Source organism: Pseudomonas guariconensis, assembly GCF_015680235.1.
GTDB classification, from domain to species: Bacteria; Pseudomonadota; Gammaproteobacteria; order Pseudomonadales; family Pseudomonadaceae; genus Aquipseudomonas; species Aquipseudomonas guariconensis_A.
In genome coordinates this window covers 41,277-56,115 of record NZ_JADLJL010000020.1, presented here as the reverse complement: position 1 = coordinate 56,115, position 14,839 = coordinate 41,277, and the positions used below count along the sequence as shown (strand labels likewise).

General features: G+C 60.5%; 13 protein-coding genes, 1 other RNA gene and 1 pseudogene. 10 read left to right on the top strand and 5 right to left on the bottom strand.

The window, feature by feature from the left end; translation table 11 throughout:
* Positions 1-26: 26 nt before the first annotated feature.
* Positions 27-431: a ferric iron uptake transcriptional regulator gene (fur, locus tag IRZ56_RS15020; protein WP_084855492.1), complete on the bottom strand. Its 405-nt coding sequence runs from the start codon at positions 429-431 to the stop codon at positions 27-29.
* 97 nt (positions 432-528) lie between these two features.
* Between fur and IRZ56_RS15015 the strand changes: the two genes are divergently transcribed.
* Positions 529-1,059, top strand: a complete 531-nt coding sequence (locus IRZ56_RS15015; RefSeq protein ID WP_196145650.1) for an outer membrane protein assembly factor BamE — start codon at positions 529-531, stop codon at positions 1,057-1,059.
* Positions 1,060-1,267: 208 nt separating this feature from the next.
* Here the strand turns inward: IRZ56_RS15015 and IRZ56_RS15010 are convergent, their stop codons facing one another.
* Both IRZ56_RS15010 and IRZ56_RS15005 read right to left on the bottom strand, forming a co-directional pair.
* Positions 1,268-1,576, bottom strand: a complete 309-nt coding sequence (locus IRZ56_RS15010) for an RnfH family protein (RefSeq protein ID WP_196145649.1) — start codon at positions 1,574-1,576, stop codon at positions 1,268-1,270.
* Positions 1,569-2,003 (bottom strand): type II toxin-antitoxin system RatA family toxin, encoded by a 435-nt coding sequence (locus IRZ56_RS15005; protein ID WP_084855495.1) that lies wholly within the window; start codon positions 2,001-2,003, stop codon positions 1,569-1,571. The genes IRZ56_RS15010 and IRZ56_RS15005 overlap by 8 nt, the downstream gene beginning before the upstream one ends.
* A 163-nt stretch (positions 2,004-2,166) precedes the next feature.
* Here IRZ56_RS15005 and smpB point away from each other — a divergent pair, with 163 nt between their 5' ends.
* Positions 2,167-2,649: an SsrA-binding protein SmpB gene (gene smpB / locus IRZ56_RS15000; RefSeq protein WP_196145648.1), complete on the top strand. Its 483-nt coding sequence runs from the start codon at positions 2,167-2,169 to the stop codon at positions 2,647-2,649.
* Positions 2,650-2,775: 126 nt separating this feature from the next.
* On the opposite strand, the gene IRZ56_RS14995 is transcribed toward smpB, so the two are convergent.
* Positions 2,776-3,543, bottom strand: coding sequence for an FCD domain-containing protein (locus IRZ56_RS14995; protein WP_196145647.1), 768 nt, complete (start codon positions 3,541-3,543; stop codon positions 2,776-2,778).
* Between the two features lie 253 nt (positions 3,544-3,796).
* On the opposite strand from IRZ56_RS14995, the gene IRZ56_RS14990 reads away from it, so the two are divergent.
* From IRZ56_RS14990 to ssrA, 5 genes are all read left to right on the top strand, one after another.
* A complete protein-coding gene (locus IRZ56_RS14990) occupies positions 3,797-5,467 on the top strand; it encodes a lactate permease LctP family transporter (protein WP_196145646.1) in 1,671 nt (556 codons plus the stop codon).
* 61 nt (positions 5,468-5,528) lie between these two features.
* Positions 5,529-6,674 (top strand): FMN-dependent L-lactate dehydrogenase LldD, encoded by a 1,146-nt coding sequence (lldD, locus tag IRZ56_RS14985; RefSeq protein WP_196145645.1) that lies wholly within the window; start codon positions 5,529-5,531, stop codon positions 6,672-6,674.
* A gap of 74 nt (positions 6,675-6,748) precedes the next feature.
* Entirely contained in the window at positions 6,749-9,559 is a 2,811-nt protein-coding gene (locus IRZ56_RS14980; RefSeq protein ID WP_196145644.1) for an FAD-binding and (Fe-S)-binding domain-containing protein, read from the top strand.
* A 246-nt stretch (positions 9,560-9,805) separates the two neighbouring features.
* Complete coding sequence (locus IRZ56_RS14975; protein ID WP_196145643.1) at positions 9,806-10,105, top strand: hypothetical protein; 300 nt, start codon at positions 9,806-9,808, stop codon at positions 10,103-10,105.
* A gap of 88 nt (positions 10,106-10,193) precedes the next feature.
* Positions 10,194-10,585: a transfer-messenger RNA gene (gene ssrA, locus IRZ56_RS14970) on the top strand.
* Between the two features lie 79 nt (positions 10,586-10,664).
* Here the strand turns inward: ssrA and IRZ56_RS14965 are convergent.
* The gene (locus tag IRZ56_RS14965) at positions 10,665-10,886 is read right to left on the bottom strand and encodes a hypothetical protein (RefSeq protein WP_196145642.1); all 222 of its coding nucleotides are present in this window, start codon (positions 10,884-10,886) and stop codon (positions 10,665-10,667) included.
* Between the two features lie 1,075 nt (positions 10,887-11,961).
* On the opposite strand from IRZ56_RS14965, the pseudogene IRZ56_RS14960 reads away from it, so the two are divergent.
* From IRZ56_RS14960 to IRZ56_RS14950, 3 genes and pseudogenes are all read left to right on the top strand, one after another.
* Positions 11,962-12,943: pseudogene (locus IRZ56_RS14960) on the top strand (integrase domain-containing protein).
* Positions 12,940-13,152, top strand: a complete 213-nt coding sequence (locus tag IRZ56_RS14955; RefSeq protein WP_196145641.1) for a hypothetical protein — start codon at positions 12,940-12,942, stop codon at positions 13,150-13,152. Before IRZ56_RS14960 ends, IRZ56_RS14955 begins: the two are co-directional and overlap by 4 nt.
* 810 nt (positions 13,153-13,962) lie before the next feature.
* Positions 13,963-14,796 carry an ATP F0F1 synthase synthase gene (locus IRZ56_RS14950; RefSeq protein ID WP_196145640.1) on the top strand — a complete coding sequence of 278 codons (834 nt, stop codon included), beginning with the start codon at positions 13,963-13,965 and terminating at the stop codon, positions 14,794-14,796.
* Positions 14,797-14,839 lie beyond the last annotated feature (43 nt).

Genomic DNA, 14,839 nt, shown 5'->3' with positions numbered 1-14,839 from the left:
CTTTGCTTTGGGTAACGAGAAAATCGTTACTTTTTCTTGCGCACGTACAGGACCAGATTGTGATCCACCAGCTCGTAGCCGTGTTGAGCAACGATCTCTTTCTGACGTCTCTCGATCTCGGCATCCATGAATTCGATGACCTCGCCGGAGTCCACGTTGACCATGTGGTCGTGGTGGCCGCCGTCAGCCAGCTCGAATACCGCATGACCGCCGTCGAAGTTGTGGCGAACCACCAGACCCGCCGCTTCGAACTGGGTCAGTACGCGATACACGGTCGCCAGGCCGACGTCCTCGCCAGCCTCCATGAGCGCCTTGTAGACATCCTCGGCACTCATGTGACGCTGCTCGGTGGAGTCGAGCATCTGTAGGATCTTGACTCGAGGCAGGGTCACCTTGAGACCGGCTTTGCGCAATTCGCTATTTTCAACCATGGTCAGCTTTCTCGCCGATGCTGCTTCGCAGCTTCTCTTAATACGGGTATGATCGGGGTTTACGTTGTCCAGCCAAGATAGTGGAAGTCGCCCACCGATGCAAAACACCAAGCTCTTGCTAACCAGCCTCACCCTAGTGGGACTGCTCGCACTCGCCGGTTGCTCGTTTCCCGGGGTTTACAAAATCGACATCCAGCAGGGCAATGTCGTCACGCAGGACATGATAGACCAATTGCGCCCCGGAATGACCCGCCGGCAAGTAAGGTTTATCATGGGCAACCCACTGATTCAGGACACCTTCAACACCAACCGCTGGGATTACCTCTACAGCCTCCAGCCCGGTGGTGGCCAGCGCCAGCAAGAGCGCATGAGCATCTTCTTCAACGACAGCGACCAGCTGGTCAGCCTGTCCGGCGACTTCATGCCAGGCGTGAGCCGCGACCAGGAAATCCTCGGCGGCAGCGGCGACACCACCGTCAGCCCAGCCACCGAACAAGGCCAGCCGAGCCAGCCGGAAGAGAAACCCGCCAAGCCAGGTTCGCTTGAAGAGTCGATCCAGAAAGAGATCGACACCATCGAGACCACGCCGGTCCCGACACCAGCACCGCTGGAAACCTCCCCGCAGTAACGACAAAGCCTTATCGGCTGCACTTGGGGCTGCTACGCAGCCCATCGCCGGCAAGTCGGCTCCCACAAGTAACGCGTCAGCCTTGAGGGCAGCACTGTCCCTGTGGGAGCCAGCTTGCCGGCGATGGACGTGCAGCGCCCCGCGCCTTTAACTGACAGGCATTAGGGCAAAGCCCGGGCTTTTTGTCACAAGGCCGTTGCGCTATCGCTCAGCTGTGCCGTGCCGCCCGCGCCTTGGCTGCCCGCTGCTTGCGCACCTCCTTGGGGTCTGCCAGCAAAGGGCGGTAGACCTCCAGCCGGTCGCCCTCTTCCACCCTGCGCTGCGCAGGGTTGGCGACCACCTTGCCAAAGATCCCCACAGGGCACGCTTCCAGATCCAGCCCAGGCACCTGCTCGGCAAGCCGAGACAGGCGTAGCGCCTCACGCACGCACGTCCCTTCAGGCACCACGCACGCCAGTAACCACTGGCGCTCGGCCGTGGCATACACGACCTCTATATTCAGGCCCGCGTCAGCCATTGAGCTGCTTGGCCCGCTGGCAAAAGGCATCGACCAGGGTATTGGCCGCCTGGTTGAACAGCGGCCCCAGGGTGGCGCGCACCAGCGGCCCGGCGTAGTCGAAGGAAAGGTCCAAGCTGATCTTGCAGGCCTTCTCGCCCAATGGCTTGAACACCCACAGCCCATGCAACTGGGTGAACGGCCCCTCCTCCAGGTTCATCTCGATCGACTGCCCGGGCACCAGGACGTTGCGGGTGACGAACTGCTGGCTCATGCCGCCCTTGGCCACTTCCAGCTTCGCCCGCATGTGCGTCTCGCTGGCCTCGATCACGGTCGCGGCCGAGCACCACGGCAGGAACTTCGGATAGCTGGCCACATCGTTGACCAGATCGTAGAGCGCCTGGGCAGGGTATGGCAGCAGGGCAGAGCGTTGAATATGGGTAGTCATCCAGGCGTCACTTCCAAGACAGGGCGGCAGCGCTTCTCAGCGCTTCGAAAACAGTTCCGTTTCACAGAAACAGGCCCTGCATTGTCCGGGATTCATCCTACAGGCTCAAGCACACCTAAACCCCGTAGCCGACAACGCGGCGACTCCCTATAATGCGGCCCCTATGGCTAAGCAAAAGAAACATCCGACCGGGACCATCGCGCAGAACAAGAAAGCGCGACACGATTACTTCATCGAACACAAGTTCGAGGCCGGGCTGGTCCTGTCCGGCTGGGAAGTAAAAAGCCTGCGGGCCGGCAAGGCGCACCTGACCGACAGCTACGTGCTGCTCAAGGACGGCGAAGCCTGGCTGTTCGGCAGCCACATCACTCCGCTGACCACTGCCAGCACCCACGTCATCGCCGACCCCACGCGCACCCGCAAGCTGCTGCTGAACAAGCGCGAGCTCGAGCGCGTGGAAGCGTCCGTGGCACAGAAGGGCTACACCTGCGTGGCCTTGTCGCTGTACTGGAGCAAGCACCTGATCAAGTGCGAAATCGCGCTCGGCAAGGGCAAGAAGGAATACGACAAGCGCGACACCATGCGCGAACGCGATTCCAACCGCGAGCTGCAGCGGGCTGTGCGCAACAAGGGCAAGGACGAGTAACGCTCTTTCAGCCTGCATGGGCCTCATCGCCGGCGAGCCGGCTCCCACCTGTCACAGCGCTGTTTTCAGAACACCGCCATACATGTGGGAGCCGGCTTGCCGGCGATTGGACCCGCAGCAACACAATCAGCGCCCGCTGCGCCGCTCCGCCCGCGCCACCCGCTGGGCCTCTTCCTGCGCTTCTTCGAGCACCTCCTGCACATACAGGATATGGCGGCTCGACACCTCCCGCGCATCCTCCGCCCGGCCCTCGACAATCGCCTGGTACAGCTCCCGGTGCTGGCTGATCAGCATGTCCCGCGTTTCTGCGCGTTGCTGGTACATGCCACCGATGTTGGTCACTACGTTGCGCTTGAGCAGGTCGAACAGGCCGCGGATGGTGTGCAGCAGCACCGCGTTATGGCTGGCCTCGGCGATCGCCAGGTGAAAGCGCGCATCGGCCGCACCCTCCTCCGCCCGACTGACCTCGCTGGCCCGGGAGTAGCAGTCCTGCAGCGCATCGAAGGCCGCCTTGAGCCGCTCACGATCAGGCTCAGTGGCGCGCTGGGCTGCGTAGAAGGCGCATGAAGCCTCAAGGGTGTGGCGAAACTCCAGCAGGTCACGCTGCGCATCGGGGTTGCGCTCGAACAACTGCATCAGCGGGTCGCTGAAGGTCGAACCCAGCGTATCGGCGACGTAGTTGCCACCTCCCTGGCGGCTGACCAGCAACCCCTTGGCCACCAGCTTCTGGATCGCCTCGCGCAACGACGGCCGGGACACACCGAACTGCTCGGCCAGGACTCGCTCGGCCGGCAGGCGCTGCCCCGAGGTCAGCGTGCCCTCGAGAATCATCCCTTCCAACCGGTCGACGATATCGTCGGACAGGCGCCGTTGGCGGACCTGATCAAAAACCATCACATGTTCTCCACAAACCCCGCGAACACCGGGGCCGCCTATTCTCGCCGATACCGGCGACGACGACACCCATCAGTTGACGATTTTCCCTACCCGGCAGATGCCCATTCATCGACATCCGACCAAAGTTTTCCCCGAGACAAATTGACACAGCCGCAACGACGCTTTTAACCTAGCGACCAGCCATTGTAAATTGGTCTTACCAATTATCCAATGCCAGTGCCTGACCAACAACAATTAGGGGCCACCCCATATGCAAACCTGGCAACAGCTCTATAGTCCGCTTGGTAGTCTTGGCCTGTCCGCGCTAGCGGCAGTCATTCCCATCGTGTTCTTCTTCCTTGCCCTGGCCGTGTTCCGCCTCAAAGGCCACGTCGCCGGTAGCATTACCCTTGCCTTGTCGATCCTGGTGGCGATCTTCGCCTTCCAGATGCCCGTCGACATGGCCCTGGCCGCTGCAGGCTATGGCTTCCTCTACGGCCTGTGGCCAATCGCCTGGATCATCGTCGCGGCGGTGTTCCTGTACAAACTCACGGTCAAGAGCGGCCAGTTCGAAGTGATCCGCAGCTCGGTCCTGTCGATCACCGACGACCAACGCCTGCAAGTGCTGCTGATCGGCTTCTGCTTCGGCGCCTTCCTCGAAGGCGCGGCCGGTTTCGGCGCCCCGGTGGCCATCACCGCCGCGCTGCTGGTGGGCCTGGGCTTCAACCCACTGTACGCCGCCGGCCTGTGCCTGATCGCCAACACCGCCCCCGTGGCCTTCGGTGCCCTGGGCATCCCGATCATCGTCGCCGGCCAAGTGACGGGCATCGACGCCTTCCACATCGGCGCCATGACGGGCCGCCAGCTGCCCTTGCTGTCGCTGTTCGTACCGTTCTGGCTGGTGTTCATGATGGACGGCCTGCGCGGCGTGAAGGAAACCTGGCCCGCCGCCCTGGTCGCCGGCCTGAGCTTCGCCGTCACCCAGTACTTCACCTCGAACTTCATCGGCCCGGAACTGCCGGACATCACCTCGGCCCTGGCCAGCCTGATCGCCCTGACCCTGTTCCTGAAAGTCTGGCAGCCCAAACGCGCCTTCGCCGAGGCCAAGGGCAGCATGGGTGCTGCCGTGGTCAGCAGCGGTGGCAGCCAGCCCTCCCCGTACAGCCTGGGCGAGATCTTCAAGGCCTGGTCGCCGTTCCTGATCCTCACCGTGCTGGTGACCATCTGGACGCTGAAGCCGTTCAAGGCCGCGTTCGCCGCGGGTGGCTCGATGTACGACTTCGTGTTCAACTTCGCCATCCCGCACCTGGACCAATTGGTGATCAAAGGCGCACCGATCGCCGCCACGCCAACCGCCATGCCAGCGATCTTCAAGCTCGACCCGATTTCCGCCACCGGCACCGCGATCTTCCTCTCGGCGCTGCTGTCGATGATGGTGTTGAAGATCAACTTCAAAACAGGTCTGACCACTTTGAAGGAGACCTTCTGGGAACTGCGCTGGCCGATCCTGTCGATCGGCATGGTCCTGGCCTTCGCCTTCGTCACCAACTATTCGGGCATGTCTTCGACCATGGCGCTGGTGCTGGCCGGTACGGGCGCGGCCTTCCCGTTCTTCTCGCCGTTCCTCGGCTGGCTGGGCGTGTTCCTGACCGGCTCCGACACCTCGTCCAACGCCCTGTTCAGCTCCCTGCAGGCCACCACCGCGCACCAGATCGGGGTCAACGACACCCTGCTGGTAGCGGCCAACACCAGCGGCGGCGTGACCGGCAAGATGATCTCGCCGCAATCGATCGCCGTGGCCTGCGCCGCCACCGGCCTGGTCGGCAAGGAATCCGACCTGTTCCGCTTCACCGTCAAGCACAGCCTGTTCTTCGCCACCATCGTCGGCCTGATCACCCTGGTTCAGGCCTACTGGCTCACTGGCATGCTGGTTCATCACTAAAGTGAAAGGGGCCGGGCGCCCTGGCGCGCCCGGCAACCACCCACCCACGCTGCGAGAATCCATGATCATTTCCGCCTCCACCGACTATCGCGCCGCGGCCCAACGCAAGCTGCCTCCTTTCCTCTTCCATTACGCCGACGGCGGCGCCTACGCCGAATACACCCTGCGCCACAACGTCGAGGACCTGGCCAGCATCGCCTTGCGCCAGCGCGTGCTGAGGAACATGTCCGAGCTGAGCCTGCAAACGCAGCTGTTCGACGAAACCCTGAGCATGCCGGTGGCCTTGGCCCCGGTCGGCCTCACCGGCATGTATGCCCGTCGTGGTGAAGTACAAGCCGCCCGCGCGGCGGCGGCCCATGGCATCCCCTTCACGATGTCGACCGTGTCGGTGTGCCCGATCGAGGAAGTGGCCCCGGCCATCGACCGCCCGATGTGGTTCCAGCTGTACGTACTCAAGGACCGCGGCTTCATGCGCAATGCCCTGGAGCGGGCCAAGGCCGCCGGGGTCAAGACCCTGGTGTTCACCGTGGACATGCCAGTACCCGGCGCCCGCTACCGCGACGCACACTCCGGCATGAGCGGCAAGAACGGCCCTCTGCGCCGCGTGCTGCAAGCCATGACCCACCCACAGTGGGCATGGGACGTCGGGGTGATGGGCCGCCCGCATGATCTGGGCAACATCTCCACCTACCGCGGCAACCCCACCGGCCTTGCCGACTACATCGGCTGGCTGGGCGCCAATTTCGACCCGTCCATTTCCTGGAAAGACCTGGAGTGGATCCGCGAGTTCTGGGACGGGCCGATGATCATCAAAGGCATCCTCGACCCCGACGACGCCCGGGATGCAGTGAAATTCGGCGCCGACGGCATCGTGGTGTCCAACCACGGCGGCCGCCAGCTCGACGGCGTGCTGTCCAGTGCCCGCGCCTTGCCGGCGATCGCCGATGCGGTCAAGGGCGACCTAAAGATCCTCGCCGACTCCGGTATCCGCAACGGCCTGGACGTGGTGCGCATGATCGCCCTGGGCGCCGACACCGTGCTGATCGGCCGCGCCTTCCTGTACGCCCTGGCCACTCACGGCGAAGCCGGCGTGAAGAACCTGCTCGAGCTGTTCGAGAAGGAAATGCGCGTTGCCATGGTGCTGACCGGCGCCAAGTCCATCAGCGAGATCAGCCGCGACTCGCTGGTCCGCGAACTGGGCGCCTGAGCGCCCGTCCGAACACCGCCTGATTGACCGGGGCACGCAGCGCGCCAGACGCTGCGGCCCCGCGAGGAGATTGCATGAGCTTGCCCGCCGCGTTCCTGCGAGATGCCCAGCACCTAATTCCCGCCGAGCGCCGGTTCGACGACCCGACCTCGACCCTGGCCTTCGGCACCGATGCCAGCTTCTACCGGCTTGTCCCCAAGCTGGTGGTGCGGGTCGAGTCCGAGGATGAAGTGGTCGGCCTACTGCGCCTGGCCCAGCGCGACCGCGTGCCGGTGACCTTCCGCGCCGCCGGTACCAGCCTCTCGGGCCAAGCCATCAGCGACTCGGTGCTGATCGTGCTGGGCGATAACTGGAACGGTCGCCAGATCCGCGGCCAGGGCGAGCAGATCCGCCTGCAACCCGGGGTGATCGGCGCCCAGGCCAACGCCTGGCTAGCGCCCTTCGGGCGCAAGATCGGCCCGGACCCAGCCTCGATCAACGCCTGCAAGATCGGCGGCATCGTCGCCAACAACGCCAGCGGCATGTGCTGCGGCACAGCACAGAACACCTACCACACCCTGGCCGGCATGCGCCTGGTGCTGGCCGACGGCACGCGCCTGGATACCGAAGACCCGGCCAGCGTCGCCGCCTTCGAGCAGAGCCATGCCACCTTGCTGGACGAGCTGGCCCGCCTGGGCCGCGAAACCCGCGCCAACACGGCCCTGGCCGACAAGATCCGACACAAGTACCGCCTGAAGAACACCACCGGGCTGTCCCTCAATTCGCTTATCGACTACGACCAGCCGCTGGACATTCTCCAGCACCTGCTGGTCGGCTCCGAAGGCACCCTCGGCTTCATCAGTGCGGTCACCTACGACACCGTGCCCGACCACCCGCACAAGGCCAGCGCACTGCTGGTCTTCCCTACCGTGGAAAGCTGCTGCCGCGCCGTGACCGTACTCAAGCCGCAGCCGGTTTCCGCCGTCGAGTTACTCGACCGCCGCAGCCTGCGCTCGGTGCAGGACATGCCCGGCATGCCGAGCTGGGTGAAAGGCCTGTCGGCCAATGCCTGCGCCCTGCTGATCGAGTCCCGCGCCGCCAGCCGGAACCTGCTGCACGAGCAGCTTGATCAGGTGATGGCCGCCATCGCCGCATTCCCGCTGGAGCAGCGGGTCGACTTCAGCGAAGACCCAGCGGTGTACAACCAGCTATGGAAAATCCGCAAGGACACCTTCCCCGCCGTCGGTGCCGTGCGCCAGACCGGCACCACGGTGATCATCGAAGATGTGACCTTCCCCATCGAACAGTTGGCCGAAGGCGTCAACCGCCTGATCCAGCTGTTCGACAAGCACCACTACGACGAAGCGATCATTTTCGGCCATGCCCTGGAGGGCAACCTGCACTTCGTGTTCACCCAAGGCTTCAACACTGCCGAGGAAGTGGCGCGCTACCAAGCCTTCATGGACGACGTGGCGCAGTTGGTGGCCGTGGAGTTCGGCGGCTCACTCAAGGCCGAGCACGGCACCGGGCGTAACATGGCGCCCTTCGTCGAGCTGGAGTGGGGGCATGAGGCCTATCAACTGATGTGGACGCTCAAGCGCCTGCTCGACCCCAACGGCATCCTCAACCCTGACGTAGTGCTCAGTCAGGACCGGGATATCCACCTCAAGCACCTCAAGCCCCTGCCGGCTGCCGATGAAATCGTCGACAAGTGCATCGAGTGCGGCTTCTGCGAGCCGGTGTGCCCATCCAAGGGGCTGACCCTGAGCCCACGCCAACGGATCGTCATGTGGCGCGACATCCAGGCGAAGCAACGCGCCGGCATCGATACCCGCGAGCTGATGCGCACCTATCAATACCAGGGCATCGACACCTGCGCCGCCACCGGCCTGTGCGCCCAGCGCTGCCCGGTGGGCATCAACACCGGCGAGCTGGTGAAGAAACTGCGCAGCCAGGCTGCCGAACACGGCAAGACTGCCGACTGGCTGGCGGAGAACTTCCACACCGCCCTGCGCGGCGCCCGCCTGACGCTGGCCGCCGCCAACGGCGCGCGCAAGCTGCTCGGCGCCCCGCGCCTGGGCCGCCTGAGCGCCACCTTGAGCAAGGCCAGCAAGGGCCGCCTGCCCCAGTGGACCCCGGCCATGCCCCAGCCGCTGCGCACCGTCACCCCGCCTCCGGCGATCAACGATGCCCGACCGCGAGTGGTGTACCTCGCTGCCTGCGTCTCCCGGGTCATGGGCCCGGCTGCCGGCGACAGGGAGCAAAGCTCGCTGCTGGACAAGACCCGCGCCCTGCTGGAAAAGGCCGGCTACCAGGTGGTATTCCCGGACAATCCCGACAACCTGTGCTGCGGCCAGCCGTTCGCCTCCAAGGGCTACCCCGAGCAGGCCGAACACAAGCGCCAGGAACTGATCAACGCCCTGCTGCATGCCAGCCGCGGCGGCCTCGACCCCATCTACTGCGACACCAGCCCCTGCACCCTGCGCTTGGTCCAGGACCTGGGCGACACCCGCCTGGACCTGTACGACCCAGTGCGCTTCATCCGCACTCACCTGGTCGACAAACTGGAGTTCACCCCACAGCCCGAACCGGTGGCCGTACACGTCACCTGCAGCACCCAGCACCTAGGGGAAAGCCAGGCACTGATCGACCTGGCCAGGTTGTGCAGCCAGCAAGTGGTGATCCCGGAAGGCATCCATTGCTGCGGTTTCGCCGGCGACAAAGGCTTCACCACACCGGAGCTCAACACCCATTCCCTACGCACCCTCAAGGATGCGGTGCAGCAGTGCAGCGAAGGCATTTCCACCAGCCGCACCTGCGAAATCGGCCTGTCGAGCCACAGCGGCATCGACTATCACGGGCTGGTGTACCTGGTGGATCGCGTTACCCGACCGCGTCCTCTGTAATCCCTCCCGACGGCCCGGCCCGGACTTTTTCCATACCGGGCCCGGCCCAATCGCCGGCAAACCGGCTCCCACAGCCTCTAAAAACAACGCAGGACAGGTGGGAGCCGGCTCGCCGGCGATTCGAGGGCGCAGCCCTCGCCTGCACCTCGATTGAACCCTCGCCTGCACCTCGATTGAACCCTCGCCAAACCCTGGGAGTCCACCCTTACAGGCCCACCTACCAGAGGCCATCACGAGGAGACACCCATGAAAGGTACTGCGCTTTCCGCCCTGTTCGCGGCCGCAACCCTGCTGGCCTCGCCGGTGTTCGCCGCCGAGGACCTCTGCACCATCAACCTGCAGAAAATCGATGACAACATGGCCACCGTCGGCGCCACCTCCGAAGGCCTCGACAAAGCCATCACCGAGCAGGTCGACAAGGCCAAGGCAGCCCAGGCCGCCGGCGATACCAAGGAATGCATCGCCGTCACCACCAAGGTCCTCGAACGCATGGAAAAAACCGAGAAAGGCAGCGGCTCGACCGGAGGCACCGGCAGCGGCACCTGAAGCCCCGGGCCACAGCAGTCGACGCAGCCCATGCAAAGGCGTATACTGCGATCACGTGTCGAAAGGCACGTCAGCTAGAGCTGAGTGTGGGGCCGATCAGGATTCGACGCCGGTAGCGAAACTCTAGGTGCATGCCGAGTTGGTAACAGAACTCGTAAATCCACTGTTGCAACTTTCTATAGTTGCCAATGACGAAAACTACGAGGGCTACGCTCTCGCTGCGTAAGCAGCTGAGCCCGCTCTCCTGGTAGCTTCGGCTCCAGCAATCACCAGGGGATGCCTGTAAACCCGAAGTGATTGTCATACAGAACAGGATCGTCGTGTAGCACGTTGTGGGCAAAGCGACTAAAACTTACACAACTCGTCCAAAGCACCCTGCCCGTCGGGCGGCTGCGGATTAACTCAGTAGACACGGCTAAGCATGTAGTACCGACAGCGGAGTACTGGCGGACGGGGGTTCAAATCCCCCCGGCTCCACCAAATCCTAAGAAGAAGACGCCCTAGGGCGTCTTTTTTTGTGCTTGGAATTCAGTGTCTTAGCGGCATCGACACCATGCCATCATCTTCCCTCCTCCTTCATCGCCTCCAGCTTGCTGAACTGCTCGCTGGCCAGCCGGCTAATGATCCGGATCGCCTGATGAATACCCGCCGTGTTACGGAAGCTCAGCTGTGGGTTGTGCTCGCACTCCAGCACTTCGTCATGCTGGACCAGCACCTCACCGAGCAACTCGAGAGTCCAGACGTAGCTCTGGATGGAAGACAGGCATTCATGGTCAGACATGAGGCACCTCCCGGTTAGCACGGGTGGCGCGGGATTGGCTGTCGATCGGATAGAAGGTTGGGGCTGGGGTGGCTGCGGGGGTTGGGCGGCGGAGAGCGGATGCGAGGATCCTGCTCAGAATGCGAATAAGCATGCATGAGACTCCAAGTTTGAGATTGGAGCTACCACGATCCTTCCTACGGGATTGGGTGGCAGCTGTGCATGGGGTAGGAATACCGGGAAACTTGGAACCCGGCCAGGCCGAAGCCTGCCCACACACAGCCGCCATGACATCACAGCAGGCACAAAAAAAGCGCCAGCCGTGGTGATGGGGCGCTTCGTGCGTGCGCCAAGTTTACCAGCAGGTTCCTACACCTGGTCGCAGATTTTGCTACGACCCGAGTAATGTAGCCCTAGGCCGGATCGATTCGCAACAGCTGGTGCGGAAGGAAAACTCCTGTAACCGAGAAGGAAAAACGGTTACGCAGCTTAATGCGGTGGTTTTCCCGAGGGCGACTAGCATCCGGCAGCTCATCCGGTCACCTCTCAGGTGGCGGCTGTTCTTTAACAACATGGCCCTTGCGCGCTAACTACACCGTATTTCGCAGTTCTGCAGCAGCCTATATCGGTTGCCCGAATCTTGCGCCAACCTGCGCTCGTCTCTTTTTCCAGAAAAGGGACGAATGCTCCTAAAACCTCTGCTGCGCTAATCGCACATGGCTTTGCGGCAATTCCCTCGCAACGAACGCCGATGTCGCCAGCAACAGCGCTGCAGATGATGGTGCCGCAGACCAAGGAATGGACTGCACCTGACTGACAGTCAGGCATGCCCCGGTCATCGCATTGCTGCGTTCACCCAGCTCAGGATCTTCAGGCGCTGGCCTCGTCAGCCAGTGCTGCCTCCACCCGCCCACCGGTAACGGTGCTCAGGAGGCCAGATCATGAGATGCCCTTACTCCCGGACGTAAGGAGTCGCCAGTCCCGCGTAGTGGACATTCCCCACAGGTCGCAGGGGCCTTGATCCCTGATAACACTCAGTATTCTTGGCGGGATGACGTGGGGCGAGGATTGGAGAAACGGCGATGAGGTGACCGACATGGCATTGGTAGGCAGACGCGATGGTCTGCAATTTCGGTTATGGCAGGCAATTGAACTATGCAGGGCCGCAGGCGCTAAAAGACATGTTCGGCAGTGGTCATTACGGCACGGTCAAGGCGCACTGTGATCGGTGGCAGGCATTCGTTAAGTGGTGCCGCTCCGAACAGGGGCCCGGTATCAATGATGCGCGGAAGATTGATCGGAAGGTACTGGCCGACTATGCGGCGTCCCTGCACGACCTGGTTGGACGGGGCGACCTCACCGTCAGCACCGCACAAAACCGGCTATCCAGCGTTAACAGGACCATGGCAGCGCTTCGCGGTGATCAGTATGTGAAGTTGCCAAGTCCGAGCAAGGCGTTGGGTATGCAACGCACCGGGGTTCGTCAGTCTGTGCCACAGGGCCAAGACCGCAAGCAGGTTATGCAGATTGTCGATGCAATTTGCCGCCAACATCAGCAACGGGCCGCCGCGATCGTTCTGCTGGCGCGAGCAACCGGCATGCGCTTGCGTGAGGCCGTCTTGGCTGACCTGCCACGGCTAAGCCGTGAGGCTTGCGATCTAGGCAGGATTAACATTCAGGACGGCACCAAAGGCGGCCGTGCCGGCGCCTCGGCGCCACGTTGGATTGCGGTGGACGACCATGTTCGAGGTGCACTTGGGTTTGCACGGAAGGTGTCGCCTGCGGGTAGCCGCAACCTGATTGCGCCACATGAAAGCTACCTGAATGTTCTGCAAGAAATCATCCGCCCTGCGCGGGACATCTTGCATGCACACAACCTCAAAGGCTTCCATGAACTACGAGCGGCGTACGCATGTGATCGTTATGAACAAATCACCCAACACCGCGCGCCTATCAACGGCGGCCAATGTTGGCAGGTAGATCGGACCCTTGATCGTGAGGCCCGGAGGCAAATCAGCTATGAGCTGGGGCACGGTCGGATCGATGTGGTCGCTGCTTACATTGGAGGACGGGCATGAGCAAGCCATTCGACATGAAGCTGTTCTTAGCAGGCGTGCTGAGCGGATCGCACGCCACTCAACAACGCCATTTGCAGCAGGCGAGAATCATGCAAGCGGAAATCTCAGAGCGCTGGCAACGACGGACGCCTTGGGCTTGGCAGAAAAAGCATGTGGCTTGGTTTGTCGATGATCACTTGAAAAAGCATAGTGAGGCCACCCGATACTAATACCTACTGACCATGAGGCTGATCGCCCGTCGATTAGAAAAACCATGGATGTTCAACCGCGGAAACCTCCAACCAAATATTGGGCAGACGGCTAATTTGGCGACTACGTAGAGCAAAATCGGACGCGAGATCCATCAGGCGAAGGAAACCGAAGCGGGCTAGACCGCGGCATGGCCAATTGATACCATCGTGATTCGCGGCGCTGATTAAACAGCACCGATTACTGCACCGAGGAACCTATGGACAGGTTACGATTTGATCTTAACTTTGTATTCAGGCTCTTGCTAACTTTCAATGCCACGTCGCTGCTTGTCATCGTTTTTCTTGTCCAGAAAGGTTTTACGCTAGGGCATTTCTTTTCTAACAGCCCGTGGCTAGCCAAAATACCTAACGCTGTCTCCTATCTATTTTATTTATCGATTCCAATCACGCTTACAGGAGCAAGCCTTTTACTCAGCTCTTTTTTGGGTAAAGATGAATTCAAAAAAGGACAAACCAGCAGCATTGACCACGCAAATAATAGCTTTCTACCAAGCTACCTTGGATATTTCTTTGTAGCTCTAAGCGTGAGCAATTGGGAGACCTTGTTTTTTGTCTATGGGATTTTATTCATCTTCACATTCAGATCTCAAGCACTATATTTCAACCCTCTATTCTTACTCTACGGATATGAATTTTACAATATAACAACAACATCCAAATCCTCCATATTCCTGATCAGCCGCCAGAGATACAAAACTCCCGCAGAGATAGTCATCACAAAAGCCTCTAGAATAAATAACTACACATTCATTGAGCGAGACTAAAAATATGGATCACGTTCTAGTAAAGGTTAAGAAAGTACGTAAGAAACCAATTTTTAAATTGATATCAGACCACACGCTATTTTCGCGCATCGAAGTCAATCCTGGGGCATGCATCCCCTACAACCCAGACCACAACCTGGATGAAGAGTGCTGGTTTAAAGTCGAGAACTTTTCACAGCAAGCTTACTGTTCAGAGATACTGACAGCCGACATCGACCCAAAAAATTACGACGAACTTCCTAAAGGCAAATTTCCGGACATATCTCACATATGCGCACTTCAAGGAAGTGATTTCTATTTCCAGAAGGTTACTCCGTCATTATTCCTGCGACGCAAGACTTTTGTATTCGGTGAAGTCGCAGAGGTTGAAGATGATCGGCTACGACTCGTGATCAACACCCAACCGGACGCTGTATATTTCTCTAAACAAGACGTGCTAATTTTCAAAAGCCTTGCCACGATCTCAAGTATTTTCCCGGGGATTGATGAGCTCTATAAAGAAGCAACACAGGAAGAGGTTAAGCAATTCCTCGACGAACCGTTCATAAGTCTTAGCAATGACTTTGACGCCGACAAAGTATCGAAACCCAATAGAAAAAGAATTGCACTGGCCATGGCCACTCTGGCGGCATTACCAGAGCAAGATAAAGAGGGTATGCTTTCCTACATCGATGGCTATTGCGGCGAAAGCTTGAAGTTTAACAAAGACGCGGGAATGTTTGACATCTCCACAGACAACGAATTAAAGATGCTTATTTATGGTATAGAGCAACGATTTTACACAACCCAATTTGGACAAGAAAAACGCTTAGCAAACTCTGTCCAAGCGCTAGGATAAATGATGCGGAAACCTGCAGGTTTGCTGGCCTACCATTGCTAAC